A 13,797-nucleotide genomic window follows, 5' to 3' on the forward strand; every position below is an offset into this window, starting at 1 on the left:
TTTCACGTATTGATTTTCATTTGTGAGGTTCATCATGCCAGCACAAGTCTGTTTCTGGATTAACGGAGAGAAACACTGCATCGATCTCTATGCCAAAATCCGCAGATGGCCCCCTGACGACCCGTGGCCGCTCAGGATTGACGATATCCTGACCTTCCCAGAAATCGGCCCGGCCATCATCGAGGCGGCCGAGCCGCATCCGGTCCCTTGGCTGACCAAAATGGGTCTTGACGCGCCGCAGCAGCAGGCGCTGGGCAGCATGATCCGGGTCTGGGACGCCGCGCAGAACCTGCCAGCGAAGGCCCGCGACCAGATCGGCGAAATCCTCAACGCAGGTGCCAAGGACTTCGGTCTGGGTGAAGGCGCCAATCTCAGCTTCAGCACCGACATGGCGCGCTAACCGAAGAAAGAAAAACCCCCGGGCTTGCGCGCGGGGGTTCTCGTTTGACTTGGGCTCGGCTCAGCCCTGTGGCTGCGGCTCGGCGGCCGGGGGCGCGACCGAGGGGCCGGTTTTCGGCAGGGACGTCACCGACGGGATCGAGGACCCGCCCGAATTGTCATCGCCGCCCAGAGCCTCGCCCCGGATGACCTTGCCGATTTCTTCGCCGGTCAGGGTCTCATATTCCAGAAGCCCCTTGGCCAGACGCTCGAACTCTTCGCTCTTCTCGATCAGGATGCGGCGGGCTTCCTGATAGCCGGTCTCGATCATCTCGCGGACTTCGCTTTCGATCAGCTCCTTGGTGCTGGCGCTGATCGAGAAGCCTGCGGTATTGCCCGAATAGCCTTCATGCGCTTCCGAATAATCGACGGCACCCACCTTGTCAGACATGCCCCAACGCATCACCATCGCACGCGCCAGCGCCGAGGCCTGCTGGATGTCGCCCGCCGGACCGTTCGAGACGCCTTCCTCACCGTATTTGATGATCTCGGCGGCCTTCCCGGCCATGGTCATGGTGATCTTCTGCTTGGCCTCGTCCTTGTGGTAGTTCAGCCGGTCCATCTCGGGCAGCGAAACCACCATGCCAAGCGCACCACCGCGCGGAATGATCGTGGCCTTATAAACCGGGTCACATTTCGGCAGGCTCAGGCCGACGATGGCGTGGCCAGCCTCGTGATAGGCGGTCTTTTCCTTCTGCTCGGGCGTCAGGACCATGCTGCGGCGTTCGACGCCCAGCATCACCTTGTCCTTCGCATTCTCGAAATCCTCCATCGAGACGAAGCGGCGACCGATACGGGCAGCGGTCAGCGCCGCCTCGTTCACCAGGTTCATCAGATCCGCACCCGAGAAACCGGGCGTGCCGCGCGCGATGATGCGCAGGTCGACGTCGGGGCCGACCGGCACCTTGCGGGCGTGGACGTTCAGGATCTTTTCGCGGCCCTTGATGTCGGGGTTCGGCACATAGATCTGGCGGTCGAAGCGGCCCGGACGCAGCAGCGCGGGGTCGAGCACGTCCTTGCGGTTCGTCGCGGCGATGATGATGACGCCTTCGTTCGCGTCGAAACCGTCCATCTCGACCAGAAGCTGGTTGAGGGTCTGTTCGCGTTCATCATTGCCGCCGCCGATGCCGACACCACGGGCGCGGCCCACGGCGTCGATCTCGTCGATGAAGACGATGCAGGGGGCCGATTTCTTGGCCTGCTCGAACATGTCGCGGACGCGGCTTGCGCCGACACCGACGAACATCTCGACGAAATCCGAACCCGAGATGGTGAAGAAGGGCACGCCCGCCTCACCCGCGATGGCACGGGCGAGCAGCGTCTTACCGGTGCCCGGAGGGCCGACCAGCAGCGCGCCTTTCGGGATCTTGCCGCCAAGGCGGCTGAATTTCTGCGGGTTGCGCAGGAATTCGACGATCTCTTCCAGCTCTTCCTTGGCCTCGTCGATGCCCGCCACGTCGTCAAAGGTGACGCGGCCATGCTTTTCGGTCAGCAGCTTGGCGCGCGATTTGCCAAAGCCCATCGCGCCGCCTTTGCCGCCGCCCTGCATGCGGTTCATGAAGAAGATCCAGACGCCGATCAGCAGGATGAAGGGAAGCCAGACGCCCAGCATGGACATGAAGCCCGACTGCTGCTGGCGTTCGACCCGAACCTCGACATTCTTGTTGATCAGGCGGTCAGCGATTTCCTCGCCCTGCGGACGCACGGTGGCGTAGTGCTTGCCGTCCTTGTCGGTGATGGCAATGTTCTCGCCATCAATCGTGACGCCGGTGACCTGATCCTTTTCCACCCGCTGGATGAAATCGGAATAGCTGATCTGGCGGCTGTTCATCTGCGCCGATCCGTCGCTGAACAGGTTGAACAGCGCAAGGATCATCAGAAACAGCACAACCCAGAAAGCGATATTGCGCGCATTGCCCAAAGGCTGTCCTCCGCGGGGTTTGAAGCTTTGAAGTAAAAATAGGGATTCCGCCACGAGGTTCAATGCGAATAGAGCAAACGGCGGAATTCACCCTCGGTTCTTAGTGGTTCGGCGGTGATCCGGGGATGGGAACGCAGGACCGGCGCGGCCACCAGCGCGCCCGCCTGCCAGACCGCCGGGGTCGATGCGGCCTCGTCCCGCAAAAGGCCCGAGGCGCGCCAGTCAAGCTTGGCCAGCGCATCATGGCCAAGCGCGCCGACTGTTTCGCCCGGAGCAATGCCAGCAAGCCGCCAACGCCCGTCCCACAGCGCCATACCGTCGATATCGGGCGCGATCTGCCCCGCGCGGTTGGCGGTCGCAGGCTCTCGGATAAAGTGCAGCCAGCCTGCCGCCGGTTGCACGATCACCCCGTCCAGCGTGGTGCGAAACCCCGCCCCGACGGCCCGCAGCGCATGGGCGACGGTTTCCCGGCGCGGGGGGTAAGGGGCCGCCGCGACCACCTGTACGCCTGCGACCATTAGTCGCCGCCGGATCTCATCCGGGGCTCGGCTGAACGCGCCCAGCGGCAGCAGAAGCGAGCCCGCCCGCATCTCTGCCCCCGTCGCGACCTGCTGCGCAAAGACCTGCAGCGCATCGCGGGCCGAGGCGAGATTCGCCGTCACGCTGGCCAGTTGCGCGGTGGGAAGATGCAGCGCCTCCATGGCCTTGCGCACCCGGACACGTTCGAAATCGGGGTTCTCGTTCGACGGGTCCTCGACCCAGGTGATTCGGCGCTCGACCAGCCAGTCGCGCAGCGCCTGACGCTGGACGCCCAGCAGCGGGCGCAGCCACAGCATCCCGTCCGAACGGCGCGCCTCGGCCATGCCCGACAGCCCGTCGACGCCCGCCCCCCGGCCCAGACGCATCAGCAGCGTTTCCGCCTGATCGTCCTGCGTATGGCCCAGCAGCACGGCGGAAAGCCCGTTGCGCAGCGCCCATTCCGACAGCAGCGCCAGCCGAGCCTCGCGCGCGGCGGCCATCAGGTTTCCCCGGATCTCGTCATGTTGCCAATGCAATACGGCATGCGGCACGCCCAGCCGCTGCGCCGCCTCGCCTGCCAGCGCAGCCTCCTGCGCCGAGCCTTCGCGCAAGCCATGGTCCACGGTCGCGGCCATCAGGCGACGGCCCGCCGCCCAGTCATGGGCCAGATGCAGCAGCGCCATCGAATCGCCGCCGCCCGACAAGGCGACGCCAAGCGCGCCCATATCGCCCGCCAACCGATCCAGCGCCCGGAAAACCGAGACGCCTAATTCATTCGACATATTGCAGGTCGGCGGCAGCCTCGGGGTCCATCCCCTCGACCTCGGCCGAGTCGGTGACATCCTCGCAGCCCGAGGCCATGGCGCGCTTCTCGGCCTCGACGGCCTGCGGTGCGGCGGCAAAACGGATCATGATTTCCTGAAGATAGAAGCAGCCGTCCCGGGGTTCTCCGGCGGCCGACATGGCGCGCGACAGGCCCAGCAGGGCATCGGGGGCCTGCGGCCCGTCAGGCGCTGCGGCGAAGCTTTCCAGCCAGGCGATGCCTGCCGCCGGAAGATCACCCGCACTGTCCAGCGCCGCCCCTTTCAGGAACAGCGCCTCGGCGGTCAGTGGGCCGCCTGCATGGGTTTGGGCGACGGCCGCGAAGAGGTCCGCAGCACGACGAAAGTCACCTTGACCGAGCACCTCCCGGGCCCGGTCGAAATCGGCGCGTTCCGCAGCAGTCGCGGCCCCGGCCGATGGGGTATTGGTCCTGGGGGCAGCCGGGGACGCACCGGTCCCCAGCGAGCCCTGCTGATCGGACGGGGGCAGGGCCGAACCGCCGCCACCGTTGTTCGTCTCGCCCAGCGTGGGCGTGGTCAGGGCGCCAAGGTCGCAGCCCTCTTCCATCTCGCACAAGCGGAACTCGATATCGCCGATCCGGGTGGTGCCGTCCTTGACGATCCGGTCGATGCGGTTCTGCAACTGCTCGGTCTGGCCGGTCAGCTGCATCAGCCGCGATTCCATCGCGTTCATCCGGTCGATGGCGCTGACGCCACCGGCGGCCGCGTAGCCCATCGAGCCCGAGGCCACCAGCTCGCTGCGCAGCGACTGCAGGTCGCCGGAAAGCTGCGACAGCTCGCTGCGCAGATCCGCCAGCGTCGCGGCGCGGTCCTGTGCGACGGCCGGGAAGGCCGCCAGCATCAGACCCGCTGCCAGAAGCAGCCGACGCATCAGCTGCCAGCCCCCGGGCTGACAGCCGTCACCGCGCGCCGGTTCTTGGTGTAGCATTCCTCGGTCGAGCAGATCGCCAGCGGACGCTCCTTGCCATAGCTGACGGTGCGGATGCGGTTCGCCGCCACGCCCTGCGAGATCAGGTATTCCTGCACCGAGCTGGCGCGGCGTGCGCCAAGGGCGATGTTGTATTCGCGCGTGCCCTGTTCGTCGGCATGGCCCTCGATCACGGTGGAATAGCCCAGGTTCTGGTTCAGCCAGCCCGCCTGGCCGGTCAGGGTCTGGCGCGCCTCGGGCGTCAGCGTCGACTGATCCAGCGGGAACAGCACCGTGTCACCGATGGTCGAGCGGAAGTATTCGGGGCTGTTCAGCCCGCCCACTCCGACGCCGCCGACACCTGCACCCGCGTTGCCGCTGCCATAGGGATCGGTCACCGCCGGTCCCTGGCCTGCGGGCCGCGAACAGGCCGAGACTGCGATGATCGCGCCAATCGCGGCGAATTTAACGTATTTATTCATAACCTTATCCATTCTCCGCGCCTTAAGGCAGCAAGGGGCCCCAGCTGGGGTCCGAGGCCGCGCCCTGAACCTGCACCGGACGCATGTTGCGCCCCGTAATATCCACCGAATGCAGCCGAGGCTGGCCATCGCCGCCCGGCGTCACGCGGGTAAACATGACAACGCGCCCATTGGGGGCCCAGGTGGGGCCTTCGTCAAGGAACGATTCTGTCAGCATTTTTTCTTCCGAACCATCGGTGCGCATCACGCCGATGTGGAATTTGCCGCCCACCTTGCGGGTGAAGGCGATCATATCGCCGCGCGGCGACCAGACCGGCGTGCCATAGCTGCCGTCGCCAAAGCTGATGCGGGTCGGCTCTCCGCCGCTGGCACCCATGACGTAAAGCTGCGGCTTGCCCGAGCGGTCGCTTTCAAACACGATCTTGCTGCCGTCGGGGCTGTAGCTGGGCGAGGTCTCGATCGAGGGGGCGTTGGTCAGCGCGCGCATCGCGCCCGAACCTGCGTCCATCTGATAGATGTCGGTGTTGCCGCCCTGCTCCAGCGAGAAGACGATCCAGCGCCCGTCGGGCGAGAAGCGCGGCGAGAAGCTCATCGTGCCGGGCTGTTCGCCCATCGAGCGCGACGACATCGAGTTCACGTCCATCAGCATGACGCGCGGGAAGCCCGAGGCGTAAGAGGTGTAAAGCACGCGGTTGCCGTCCGGCGAGAAGCGCGGTGCCAGCACCAGCGCGGAATCGTCGGTCATCCAGCGCGTGTTCGCGCCGTCGTAATCCATGATGCCGATGCGCTTGCGGCGGGCGTCCTTGGGGCCGCTTTCCTGCACGAAAGCCACGCGGCTGTCGAAATAGGGGCCCTCGCCCGTCAGGCGGGCATAGACCTGATCGGCGGCCTTGTGGGCCGCGCGGCGCCAGTTGCCGCTGCTGGCGTCGAACTGCATCCCGTCGCCCAGCGGTTGGCCCGAAAACACGTCGAACAGCCGGAACTTCACCACGACCTTGCCGCCTTGCGAGCTGACGCCGACGGTGACCAGCGCCTGCGCGTTGATCGCCTTCCAGTCCTCATAGGACACCGGGGCCGAGAAGCTGTCGGGGCGCGCGATATGGGCGTTCGCGGGGATCTCGCGGAAGAGGCCCGTGCCGGTCAGGTCGGCGGCCACGAGGCTGCGCACCTGTTCGCGGAATTCGCCCGCGCCGCCCTCGTCAAAGGCCACGATGGCAAAGGGCATCGGTTCGATGACACCGTCGGTGATTTCGATTCGCAGCGGGCCATCCTGTGCCGTGGCAGGTGCCACCAGCCCCAGAGAAGCCAGAGCGAGGACGGAGGTCAGCAAAGTTCTACGCAACATGTATCAGCCCCTTAGCGCTTGCGGTTGCAGAATATCGGGTCACGGGGGGGGATGCCAACCTCATCTTATGCTGGCCCTCCCGTCCGGATTGAAGTCGATGATCACGTCTTTCCAACGGTTGTATTTCTCGGGCGGCAGCTTGTAGCCGCCCTTCTCACAGCGCTGGATCGCACGACGCGCGGCGTCGAAGGCCTGCTTGACCGCACCGTCCGAGCCGCCACTGCTGCCCGCCATGCGGATCGAACCGACGTCCACCTTGCCGTCCTGCGACATCGAGAAACTAACCGAGACCGCTGTATTGCTGGCTTCGGTCGACAGCGTGCCACGGTTCCAGCACTGCTGCACGGCAACGCGGAACCCGTCCTTTTCGCCCTGCGACAAGGGCGGACCGCTGGCGGCAGCACCACCGCCACCCTGTCCGGCAGAGCCACGCTCGCTTTCCTGCGCGGCGGCCAGCGCCGCACGGGTCGCCTCTTCTTCCTTCGCGCGACGCTCGGCATCGGCCCGCTCTTTGGCGCGGGCGGCGGCAGCGGCCTCGTCAGCCTCTTTCTGGGCGCGGGCGGCTGCCGCTTCGCGCTCGGCGGCGGCTTCGCGTGCCTCGGCTTCACGACGTTCTGCGGCCGCGCGACGTTCGGCAGCGGCTTCACGATCTGAAGCGGCCTTGCGCTCTTCCTCGGCCTTGCGCGCCTCGGCGGCCTTGCGCTCTTCTTCCTTCTTCGCGGCCTCGGCATCGGCGGCGGCCTGACGACGGCTGCGCTCGGCAGCCTCGGAGGCACGACGCTCCTGCTCGGCAGCGGCCTCGCGGGATTCGGCTTCGCGGCGTTCTTGCCGTTCCTGTTCGGCGGCGCTGCGGCGGGCGGCTTCATCGCGCGCCCTTTCGGCAGACGCGGCCTGCTCGGCTGCGGCTTCCTGGGCCTCGCGGGCCAGCGCGGCTTCGCGACGCGCGGCAGCCTGCGCTGCCTGACGCGCCTGCGCGGCCTCGGCCAGCCCATCGGGGCGACCACGCGGACGCGGAGAGCTTTGCGGGGCCAGCGCCGAGCGGGTGGCGGCAGTCTCGGGCGGCTGGGCGGGCGCGCGGTTCGGGTCCGGGCGGTCCTGCGCCTGCGGCGGGGCTGCGGTCTCGGTCGTCTGGGCAGGAGGCACCGGCTGCGGCGCCACGGTCTCGACGGTGACGGGCGGGTTTGGATTGGCGATATCGCTCAGATCCGGGCGCGCTTCCGGGCGCCGGTCGGGACGGGCCAGAACAGCCACCTGCGTATCGGGCGCGGGCGGGCTGACGGCCTCGGGGGCACCGGCCAGATTTTCATCGGCGGGGGCCTGCGGCTGGGCAGGCGTGGTCGCGGCATTGTCGGCGACCGGGCCCGCACCGGCTGCGGCGGCGGCAATGGCCTGAAAGTCCGCCTCGGACATGGTCGAGACATCGGTCATCCGGATCGCCTCAAGCGGCTGCGGGCGGAACAGGGCCCCACCCACAATCACCCAGCCGATCAGGCCGACATGCGCCAGTCCCGACGCCCAGTACCCGATGCGATCGCTGCGCTCCATAATGTCAGCCTTCGCCGGCTTGGCCGTTCATCCGCGGCCCGCCTGCATCGGTCACCAGAACGATGTTGCTGAAACCGGCCGCGTTCAGGGCACCCATGACCTCCATCACGCGGGCATAGGGCAGCGCCCCATCCGCACGCAGATAGATCTTGTCGCTCTGCCGCTCGGCGATGACGGCCTGCAGGCGCGGGATCAGCTCGGCCTCGGGGACTTCGCTGGTCATGACCATGATCGGCCCCTCGGGGGTGATCGACACGCTCAGCGGCTCTTCCGGCTCGGCCGGAACCGATTGCGCGGCGGTCTTGGGCAGTTCCAGCGGAACGCCGACCGTCAGCATAGGCGCGGCGACCATGAAGATGATCAGCAGCACCAGCATCACGTCCACGAAGGGCGTGACGTTGATCTCGGCCATCGGCTTCGAACGGGCGCGACGCCGTCCGGACCGCTGCTTTCTGACGACTCCGCCCGCCATTTATTCCTCGTCCAGCTGGCGCGACAGGATGGTCGAGAACTCATCCCCGAAGGATTCGAAGTTCCCGGTGATCCGGTCCGCATCGGTGCTGAGCTTGTTATAGAAGATCACCGCCGGGATGGCCGCCAGCAGGCCAAGCGCGGTCGCAACCAGCGCCTCGGCAATGCCCGGCGCCACGACGGCCAGCGAGGTGTTCTGCGAGATCGCGATGTCCTCGAACGAGTTCTTGATGCCCCAGACCGTCCCGAAGAGGCCGATGAACGGCGCGGTCGAGCCCACGGTCGCCAGGAACGGCAGGCCCCGGGTCAGGCGGTCGTTTTCGCGGTTGATCGCCACGGTCATCGCCCGGTCGATCCGCGCCGGAGCGCCCGCGATCAGGTCGCCGTCGTCCTTGTGGCTGCGCCGCCACTCGGTCATGCCCGCGCCAAAGACGCGCTCGGCCGCGCCCGAGGGGGTGTCGCCGATGCGGTCGAACAGATCGTCCAGCGGCTGGCCCGACCAGAAGGCCCGGTCAAACCGGTCCGAGTCGCGACGCACCGCCGCAAAGGTGATGAATTTCTGGATGATGATCGCCCAGGCCCAGAACGATGCCAGCACCAGGATCACCATCACGATCTGCACCGTGATCGAGGCGCGCGCGAACAGCGCAATCAGTGAATAGTCGACCGGCTGAGCGGCGGCGGCAAGTTGTTCCATGAAATTTGGCCTGTCCTAATGGCCGCTGACCTGCGGCTTCTCGCCTGCCAGATACCAGAGACCGCCCGCCAGGCAATCCCCACAGGTGTCAATTCTGCGTCAACTTTCAGGTGAGTTCAGGCTTTTCCGGGGTCAGCCGCTGCCGCCATTCGCGTGACCAGCGCGGCAGGCAACCGCCGTGGTCGCCCATCCTCGCCAATCGCCACCAGCGTGACGTCAGCGGCAAACAGCAGCACCTCGCCCCGCCTGACCTCCTGGTGCAGAACCATCCGCGCGGGCGACTGCGTGCGAAGGCTTGAGTGGACCTCAAGCAGATCGTCATACTTCGCGGGCTGCAGGTAATCAGCCTCGACGCGGCGGACGGCAAAGACCAGCCCTTCGGCCTTCAATGCGACCTGATCAATGCCCAGATCGCGCAGCCATTCGCTGCGCCCGCGCTCGATGAAGCGCAGGTAATTCGCGTAATAGACGATCCCCGCCAGATCGGTGTCCTCGTAATAGACGCGGACCTGAAACCTATGCATTGCGCGCGCCCATCCGGGCAAACAGCCGCAGCGCGTCCGAGGGATCATCCGCCGCGACCGGAAGGACCGGATCATAGGCCGCCCGCAGAAGCGCCGCGATCCGGGGCGAGACCGCCACATCCCCCGCAAATGTCAGCAGCGCGCGCACCGCCAGAGTTTCAGCCAACTGCCCCGGATGGGCATCGGCCAGCCCACCGCCCATGTTCACGAAACAGATCGAGGCGCGGATGCCGCCATCGGGGTCAAAGCGAAACAGGCGGTACTGATCCGCGCCCTGCGCCGTCAGCCGCGCGAGCAGGTCGGTCTGGCCGGTCAGATGTTCAAGATCCGGAATGCCCTCAAGCTCGGCCCAGTCGCGCAGGAAAAAGGTCATCATATTCGCCCCCATCTCGGGGTCAGTCTCGACCATCTGGTGGCGGATATCCTGCAGCACCGCCGTCAGCGCATTGCGGAAAATCGCGAGGCTGTCGTCATCCAGCCCGAAGATCACCGGGGCGACCGGTCGCCCCCAGCGCGCACGCAAGTAATGACCGTCTCGGGTGAAAAGCTGGGCGATGTCATCGGCGGAAAGGGTCTGGGTCATGATCCCGGACCTTAGCCGAAGGCGGAGACAGGGAAAAGCGCCCCCGCCTCCAGGCTTTGGTCACGCCATGGCCGGTTGATCGACCAGAGCACGTGCGTTCGATGCGTGGCGATCGGCCAGCTTGCGCAGGCGCGCGCCCTTGACGATCTCACGCGCGGGCTCGGGCGATTGGTTGGCAAGGTCGACGAAGATTTCTGCCAGTTCGCGGCGTGCAGCAGGGCTGACGGCTTTCAGCGCCTCGGGCCCGGGGAACAGCGACTCGGCCTCGGCGCCATTGGCGACGACAATCTCATGCTGATCGAAGGTGAAGTGGAAATATTCAACCTCGGGCAGATCATCCGCAACCTCGATCCCGTCAAGCCCCAGCAGGGATTTCGCCGCCACCAGCACCTCGGCCGCTCCGAACATCCGCGCCGCGATGCGCGAGCGCAGAAGGACGCGATGCTGCGGTGAGACCAGCAGATCGGATTTGGGCACGCCCGCGCCAAGCGCGTCTGCACGGATGCGAACCGGGCGAAGGCGCGGAACGCAGGCCAGTTCGATATCCAGCTTGCGCGATCCGATCCAGCGGATCGGCTGCGCACCACGGTCCAGCGTCAGGACCAGATCGCCAATGCGCAGATCCTCGACCGGGCGCGGACCATCGGGGGTGTCGATCAGGGTGCCGCGCGTGAAGCAGACGACAGTCAGGTCGAAGATGCTGGCCTTGAAACCCATCGTCGCAACATGACTGGTCAGCACCGAAACCGAGTCGATCGTCACCTCCGAGATGCGGTCGATATTGTCCCAAGCATTCAGTGTCGAAGTCGAGGGCCGGAAGAACAGGTCGCCATTGCTCATCTGGATCAGCACGCCGGTCTGCTTGACGACCGTCGCATTCCCCGCACCATCGTGAACGGTGATGCTGTAGTTCGCCTGCAAGAAGGTCTGGATGCGGATGCCCGAAACCACCTGCCCCGTTGACGGGCTGGTATAGGTGAACTGGCTGGCAGGCGCCGAAGAGGTCGCAAGATAGGTCGTGCGGAAATGCGGACCGTTCACATCCGAGGTCTCGTAGTAATTGCCCCGCAGCGACACCGCCTCAAGCTGGTCCGACCCTTGCGCGGTCCAGTTCCGGATCGCATTGGCCTGCGTTTGCGTGATGTTGCTGTTTGGCGTGCTGTCCAGCAACGCGCGATTCCCCAACCACATAAGGTTGACGTTGGTATCGGGCATGGCTTCTTCCTGTTCATTCTAGCATCGAGGCGCGGGAGGCCGACAGACGCAATTAGGGCGTGTATTGCCCGCAAGAGTGAACGTAATGAACAGGTAACAGTCGGGCAGGCTGACGAATTCAGCCAATATTTCCCGAGACTTAAAAGACCGCAACCCGGGATTGCGGCCTTGTGGGATATATACCGGATGAAGTCAACCCGACGTTGCCGTTAAGGCAACCGCGGGCCGCAATCACCCGACGATTGTCGCCTCGGTCGAGTTGCGCATCTCGTCTTCGCTGATCCCGTCGGCCAGTTCAACGATCTTCAACCCGCCGTCCACGACGTCCAGAACGCCAAGGTTGGTGATGATGCGGTCCACCACGGCCTTGCCGGTCAGGGGCAGCGTGCATTCCTTCAAGACCTTCGATTCCCCGGCCTTGTTGGTGTGATCCATGACCACGACCACGCGCTTGACGCCCGCAACCAGATCCATCGCGCCGCCCATGCCTTTGACCAGCTTCTTCGGGATCATCCAGTTCGCCAGATCGCCATTCTCGGCCACTTCCATCGCGCCAAGGATCGCCATGGCGATCTTGCCACCGCGGATCATCGCAAAGCTTTCGGCGCTGTCAAAATAGGCGGTCTGCGGCAGCTCAGTCACCGTCTGCTTGCCGGCGTTGATCAGATCAGGGTCTTCCTCGCCCTCATAGGGGAAGGGCCCGATGCCCAGCATGCCGTTTTCCGATTGCAGCGTGACCTCCACCCCCTCGGGGATGTAGTTCGCGACCAGCGTCGGAATGCCGATGCCAAGGTTCACGTACCAGCCGTCCTGAAGCTCCTGCGCGGCCCGCGCCGCCATCTGATTGCGGTCCCAACCGGCCATCACACGGCCTCCTTCTTGCGGGTGGTGCGCTGTTCGATGCGCTTTTCGTGCTGCCCCTGGATCAGGCGATGGACATAGATGCCCGGCAGGTGGATGCAATCGGGATCAAGGCTACCGGTCGGGACGATTTCCTCGACCTCGCAGACGCAAACGCGGCCCGATTTCGCGGCGGGGACGTTGAAGTTGCGCGCCGTCTTGCGGAAGACGACGTTGCCGGATTCGTCGGCCTTCCAGCCCTTCACGATGGCCAGATCGGATACGATCCCGCGCTCAAGGATATAGGTCTCGCCGTCGAAATCCTTGTGCTCCTTGCCCTCGGCGATGACGGTGCCAACGCCGGTCTTGGTGTAGAAACCGGGGATACCGGCCCCACCAGCCCGCATCCGCTCGGCCAGCGTGCCCTGCGGGTTGAATTCCAGCTCAAGCTCTCCGCTCAGATACTGGCGCATGAATTCCGCGTTCTCGCCGACATAGGATGAGATCATCTTCTTGATCTGCCGGGTCTGCAGCAGCACCCCCAGACCGAAATCATCGACGCCCGCGTTGTTCGAGGCGACCGTCAGCCCCTTCACGCCGCTGTCGCGGATCGCGGCAATCAGCAGTTCCGGAATGCCCGACAGGCCGAACCCGCCCGCAGCGATCAGCATCCCGTCCTGCAACAGCCCGTCAAGCGCCTCGGCGGCGCTGCCGTAGACTTTCTTTCCCATTCGCCCCACTCTGTTCTGAATCCTCGAACACGGACTCCTCATCCGCTTGAACCCAATTCTGTCGGGTTGAAAAGCCGCGCGCCATCCGTAGGAATACTTAGACGACTAGGTAACGGGACAAATAATGCCGACCGATCCGCCCCTGCCCGAGGCGCAGGACAGCCTTGGCTTCCTGCATGCCCCGGTCGCCACGCTGGTCCTGTCCGAGCGTATCGTGCTTCGCGCCAATGCGATGGTGGAGCGGGTCTTCGGCTGGCGCCCCGAGGAAATCGAGGGCAAATCCATGCGCCTGCTCTATCCCGGCCAGACCGATTTCGAACAGGTCGGCGAGCGGTCCCGCAAGGCCTTCGCCAGCGACGACATCTGCCGCGATGAACGCCTGATGCGCCGCAAGAACGGCCAGATCGTGTGGATGGAGGGGCGCGGCCGCACCCTTGACCCCACCGACCCGTTCCGCCTTGCGATCTGGACCTATGTGCCGCTGGAATCCGAGAGCGCCAGTCCCGAGATCCTGACCGCCGCCGAAAAGATGATCGCGAAATATCTGGTCAACGGCTTCACCAGCAAGGAAATCGCCCAGACGCTGGCCCGCTCTCCGCGCACGATCGAGGCGCACCGGGCCAATATGATGCGCAAGATGCAGGCGCGGAACGCCTCGGAACTCGTGCGTTCGCTTCTGAACCTCGAAGGCGACTGACAAGGGAACTCTTGCCCGCCTTCGGGCTTCCTTCTGCGAA

Annotated in this window: 15 protein-coding genes; 2 read left to right on the forward strand and 13 right to left on the reverse strand. The window is 65.4% G+C overall.

Annotated features, from left to right (window positions below; all coding sequences use genetic code 11):
- Positions 1-34 precede the first annotated feature (34 nt).
- On the forward strand, positions 35-400 hold the full coding sequence (locus tag IQ24_RS09645) for a hypothetical protein (protein WP_145397743.1): 366 nt from the start codon (positions 35-37) through the stop codon (positions 398-400).
- Between the two features lie 60 nt (positions 401-460).
- Here the strand turns inward: IQ24_RS09645 and ftsH are convergent, their stop codons facing one another.
- The 13 genes from ftsH to IQ24_RS09710 all read right to left on the reverse strand — a co-directional run bounded on the left by ftsH (position 461) and on the right by IQ24_RS09710 (position 13,060).
- A complete protein-coding gene (ftsH, locus tag IQ24_RS09650) occupies positions 461-2,359 on the reverse strand; it encodes an ATP-dependent zinc metalloprotease FtsH (RefSeq protein ID WP_145397744.1) in 1,899 nt (632 codons plus the stop codon).
- 59 nt (positions 2,360-2,418) lie between these two features.
- Positions 2,419-3,660, reverse strand: a complete 1,242-nt coding sequence (tilS, locus tag IQ24_RS09655; RefSeq protein ID WP_145397745.1) for a tRNA lysidine(34) synthetase TilS — start codon at positions 3,658-3,660, stop codon at positions 2,419-2,421.
- Positions 3,650-4,591, reverse strand: a complete 942-nt coding sequence (locus tag IQ24_RS09660) for a tetratricopeptide repeat protein (RefSeq protein ID WP_145397746.1) — start codon at positions 4,589-4,591, stop codon at positions 3,650-3,652. The genes tilS and IQ24_RS09660 overlap by 11 nt, the downstream gene beginning before the upstream one ends.
- Entirely contained in the window at positions 4,591-5,109 is a 519-nt protein-coding gene (pal, locus tag IQ24_RS09665; protein ID WP_145397747.1) for a peptidoglycan-associated lipoprotein Pal, read from the reverse strand. Before pal ends, IQ24_RS09660 begins: the two co-directional genes overlap by 1 nt.
- 22 nt (positions 5,110-5,131) lie before the next feature.
- On the reverse strand, positions 5,132-6,454 hold the full coding sequence (gene tolB, locus IQ24_RS09670) for a Tol-Pal system beta propeller repeat protein TolB (RefSeq protein WP_145397748.1): 1,323 nt from the start codon (positions 6,452-6,454) through the stop codon (positions 5,132-5,134).
- Positions 6,455-6,514: 60 nt separating this feature from the next.
- Positions 6,515-7,999, reverse strand: coding sequence for a cell envelope integrity protein TolA (gene tolA / locus IQ24_RS09675; RefSeq protein WP_145397749.1), 1,485 nt, complete (start codon positions 7,997-7,999; stop codon positions 6,515-6,517).
- Between the two features lie 4 nt (positions 8,000-8,003).
- The gene (locus IQ24_RS09680) at positions 8,004-8,471 is read right to left on the reverse strand and encodes an ExbD/TolR family protein (RefSeq protein WP_145397750.1); all 468 of its coding nucleotides are present in this window, start codon (positions 8,469-8,471) and stop codon (positions 8,004-8,006) included.
- Positions 8,472-9,167, reverse strand: coding sequence for a protein TolQ (gene tolQ / locus IQ24_RS09685; RefSeq protein ID WP_145397751.1), 696 nt, complete (start codon positions 9,165-9,167; stop codon positions 8,472-8,474).
- Positions 9,168-9,283: 116 nt separating this feature from the next.
- Entirely contained in the window at positions 9,284-9,691 is a 408-nt protein-coding gene (ybgC, locus tag IQ24_RS09690) for a tol-pal system-associated acyl-CoA thioesterase (RefSeq protein ID WP_145397752.1), read from the reverse strand.
- Entirely contained in the window at positions 9,684-10,274 is a 591-nt protein-coding gene (locus IQ24_RS09695; protein WP_145397753.1) for a hypothetical protein, read from the reverse strand. Before IQ24_RS09695 ends, ybgC begins: the two co-directional genes overlap by 8 nt.
- A 60-nt stretch (positions 10,275-10,334) precedes the next feature.
- A complete protein-coding gene (locus IQ24_RS09700; protein ID WP_145397754.1) occupies positions 10,335-11,489 on the reverse strand; it encodes a Hint domain-containing protein in 1,155 nt (384 codons plus the stop codon).
- A gap of 231 nt (positions 11,490-11,720) precedes the next feature.
- Positions 11,721-12,353, reverse strand: a complete 633-nt coding sequence (locus IQ24_RS09705; RefSeq protein WP_145397755.1) for a 3-oxoacid CoA-transferase subunit B — start codon at positions 12,351-12,353, stop codon at positions 11,721-11,723.
- Complete coding sequence (locus tag IQ24_RS09710) at positions 12,353-13,060, reverse strand: CoA transferase subunit A (RefSeq protein WP_145397756.1); 708 nt, start codon at positions 13,058-13,060, stop codon at positions 12,353-12,355. The genes IQ24_RS09705 and IQ24_RS09710 overlap by 1 nt, the downstream gene beginning before the upstream one ends.
- A gap of 124 nt (positions 13,061-13,184) precedes the next feature.
- Here IQ24_RS09710 and IQ24_RS09715 point away from each other — a divergent pair, with 124 nt between their 5' ends.
- A complete protein-coding gene (locus IQ24_RS09715) occupies positions 13,185-13,757 on the forward strand; it encodes a LuxR C-terminal-related transcriptional regulator (protein WP_145397757.1) in 573 nt (190 codons plus the stop codon).
- Positions 13,758-13,797: the final 40 nt, after the last annotated feature.

Origin of the sequence: Paracoccus sulfuroxidans (assembly GCF_007830335.1) — a bacterium.
In the GTDB taxonomy this organism is placed as follows: domain Bacteria; phylum Pseudomonadota; class Alphaproteobacteria; order Rhodobacterales; family Rhodobacteraceae; genus Paracoccus; species Paracoccus sulfuroxidans.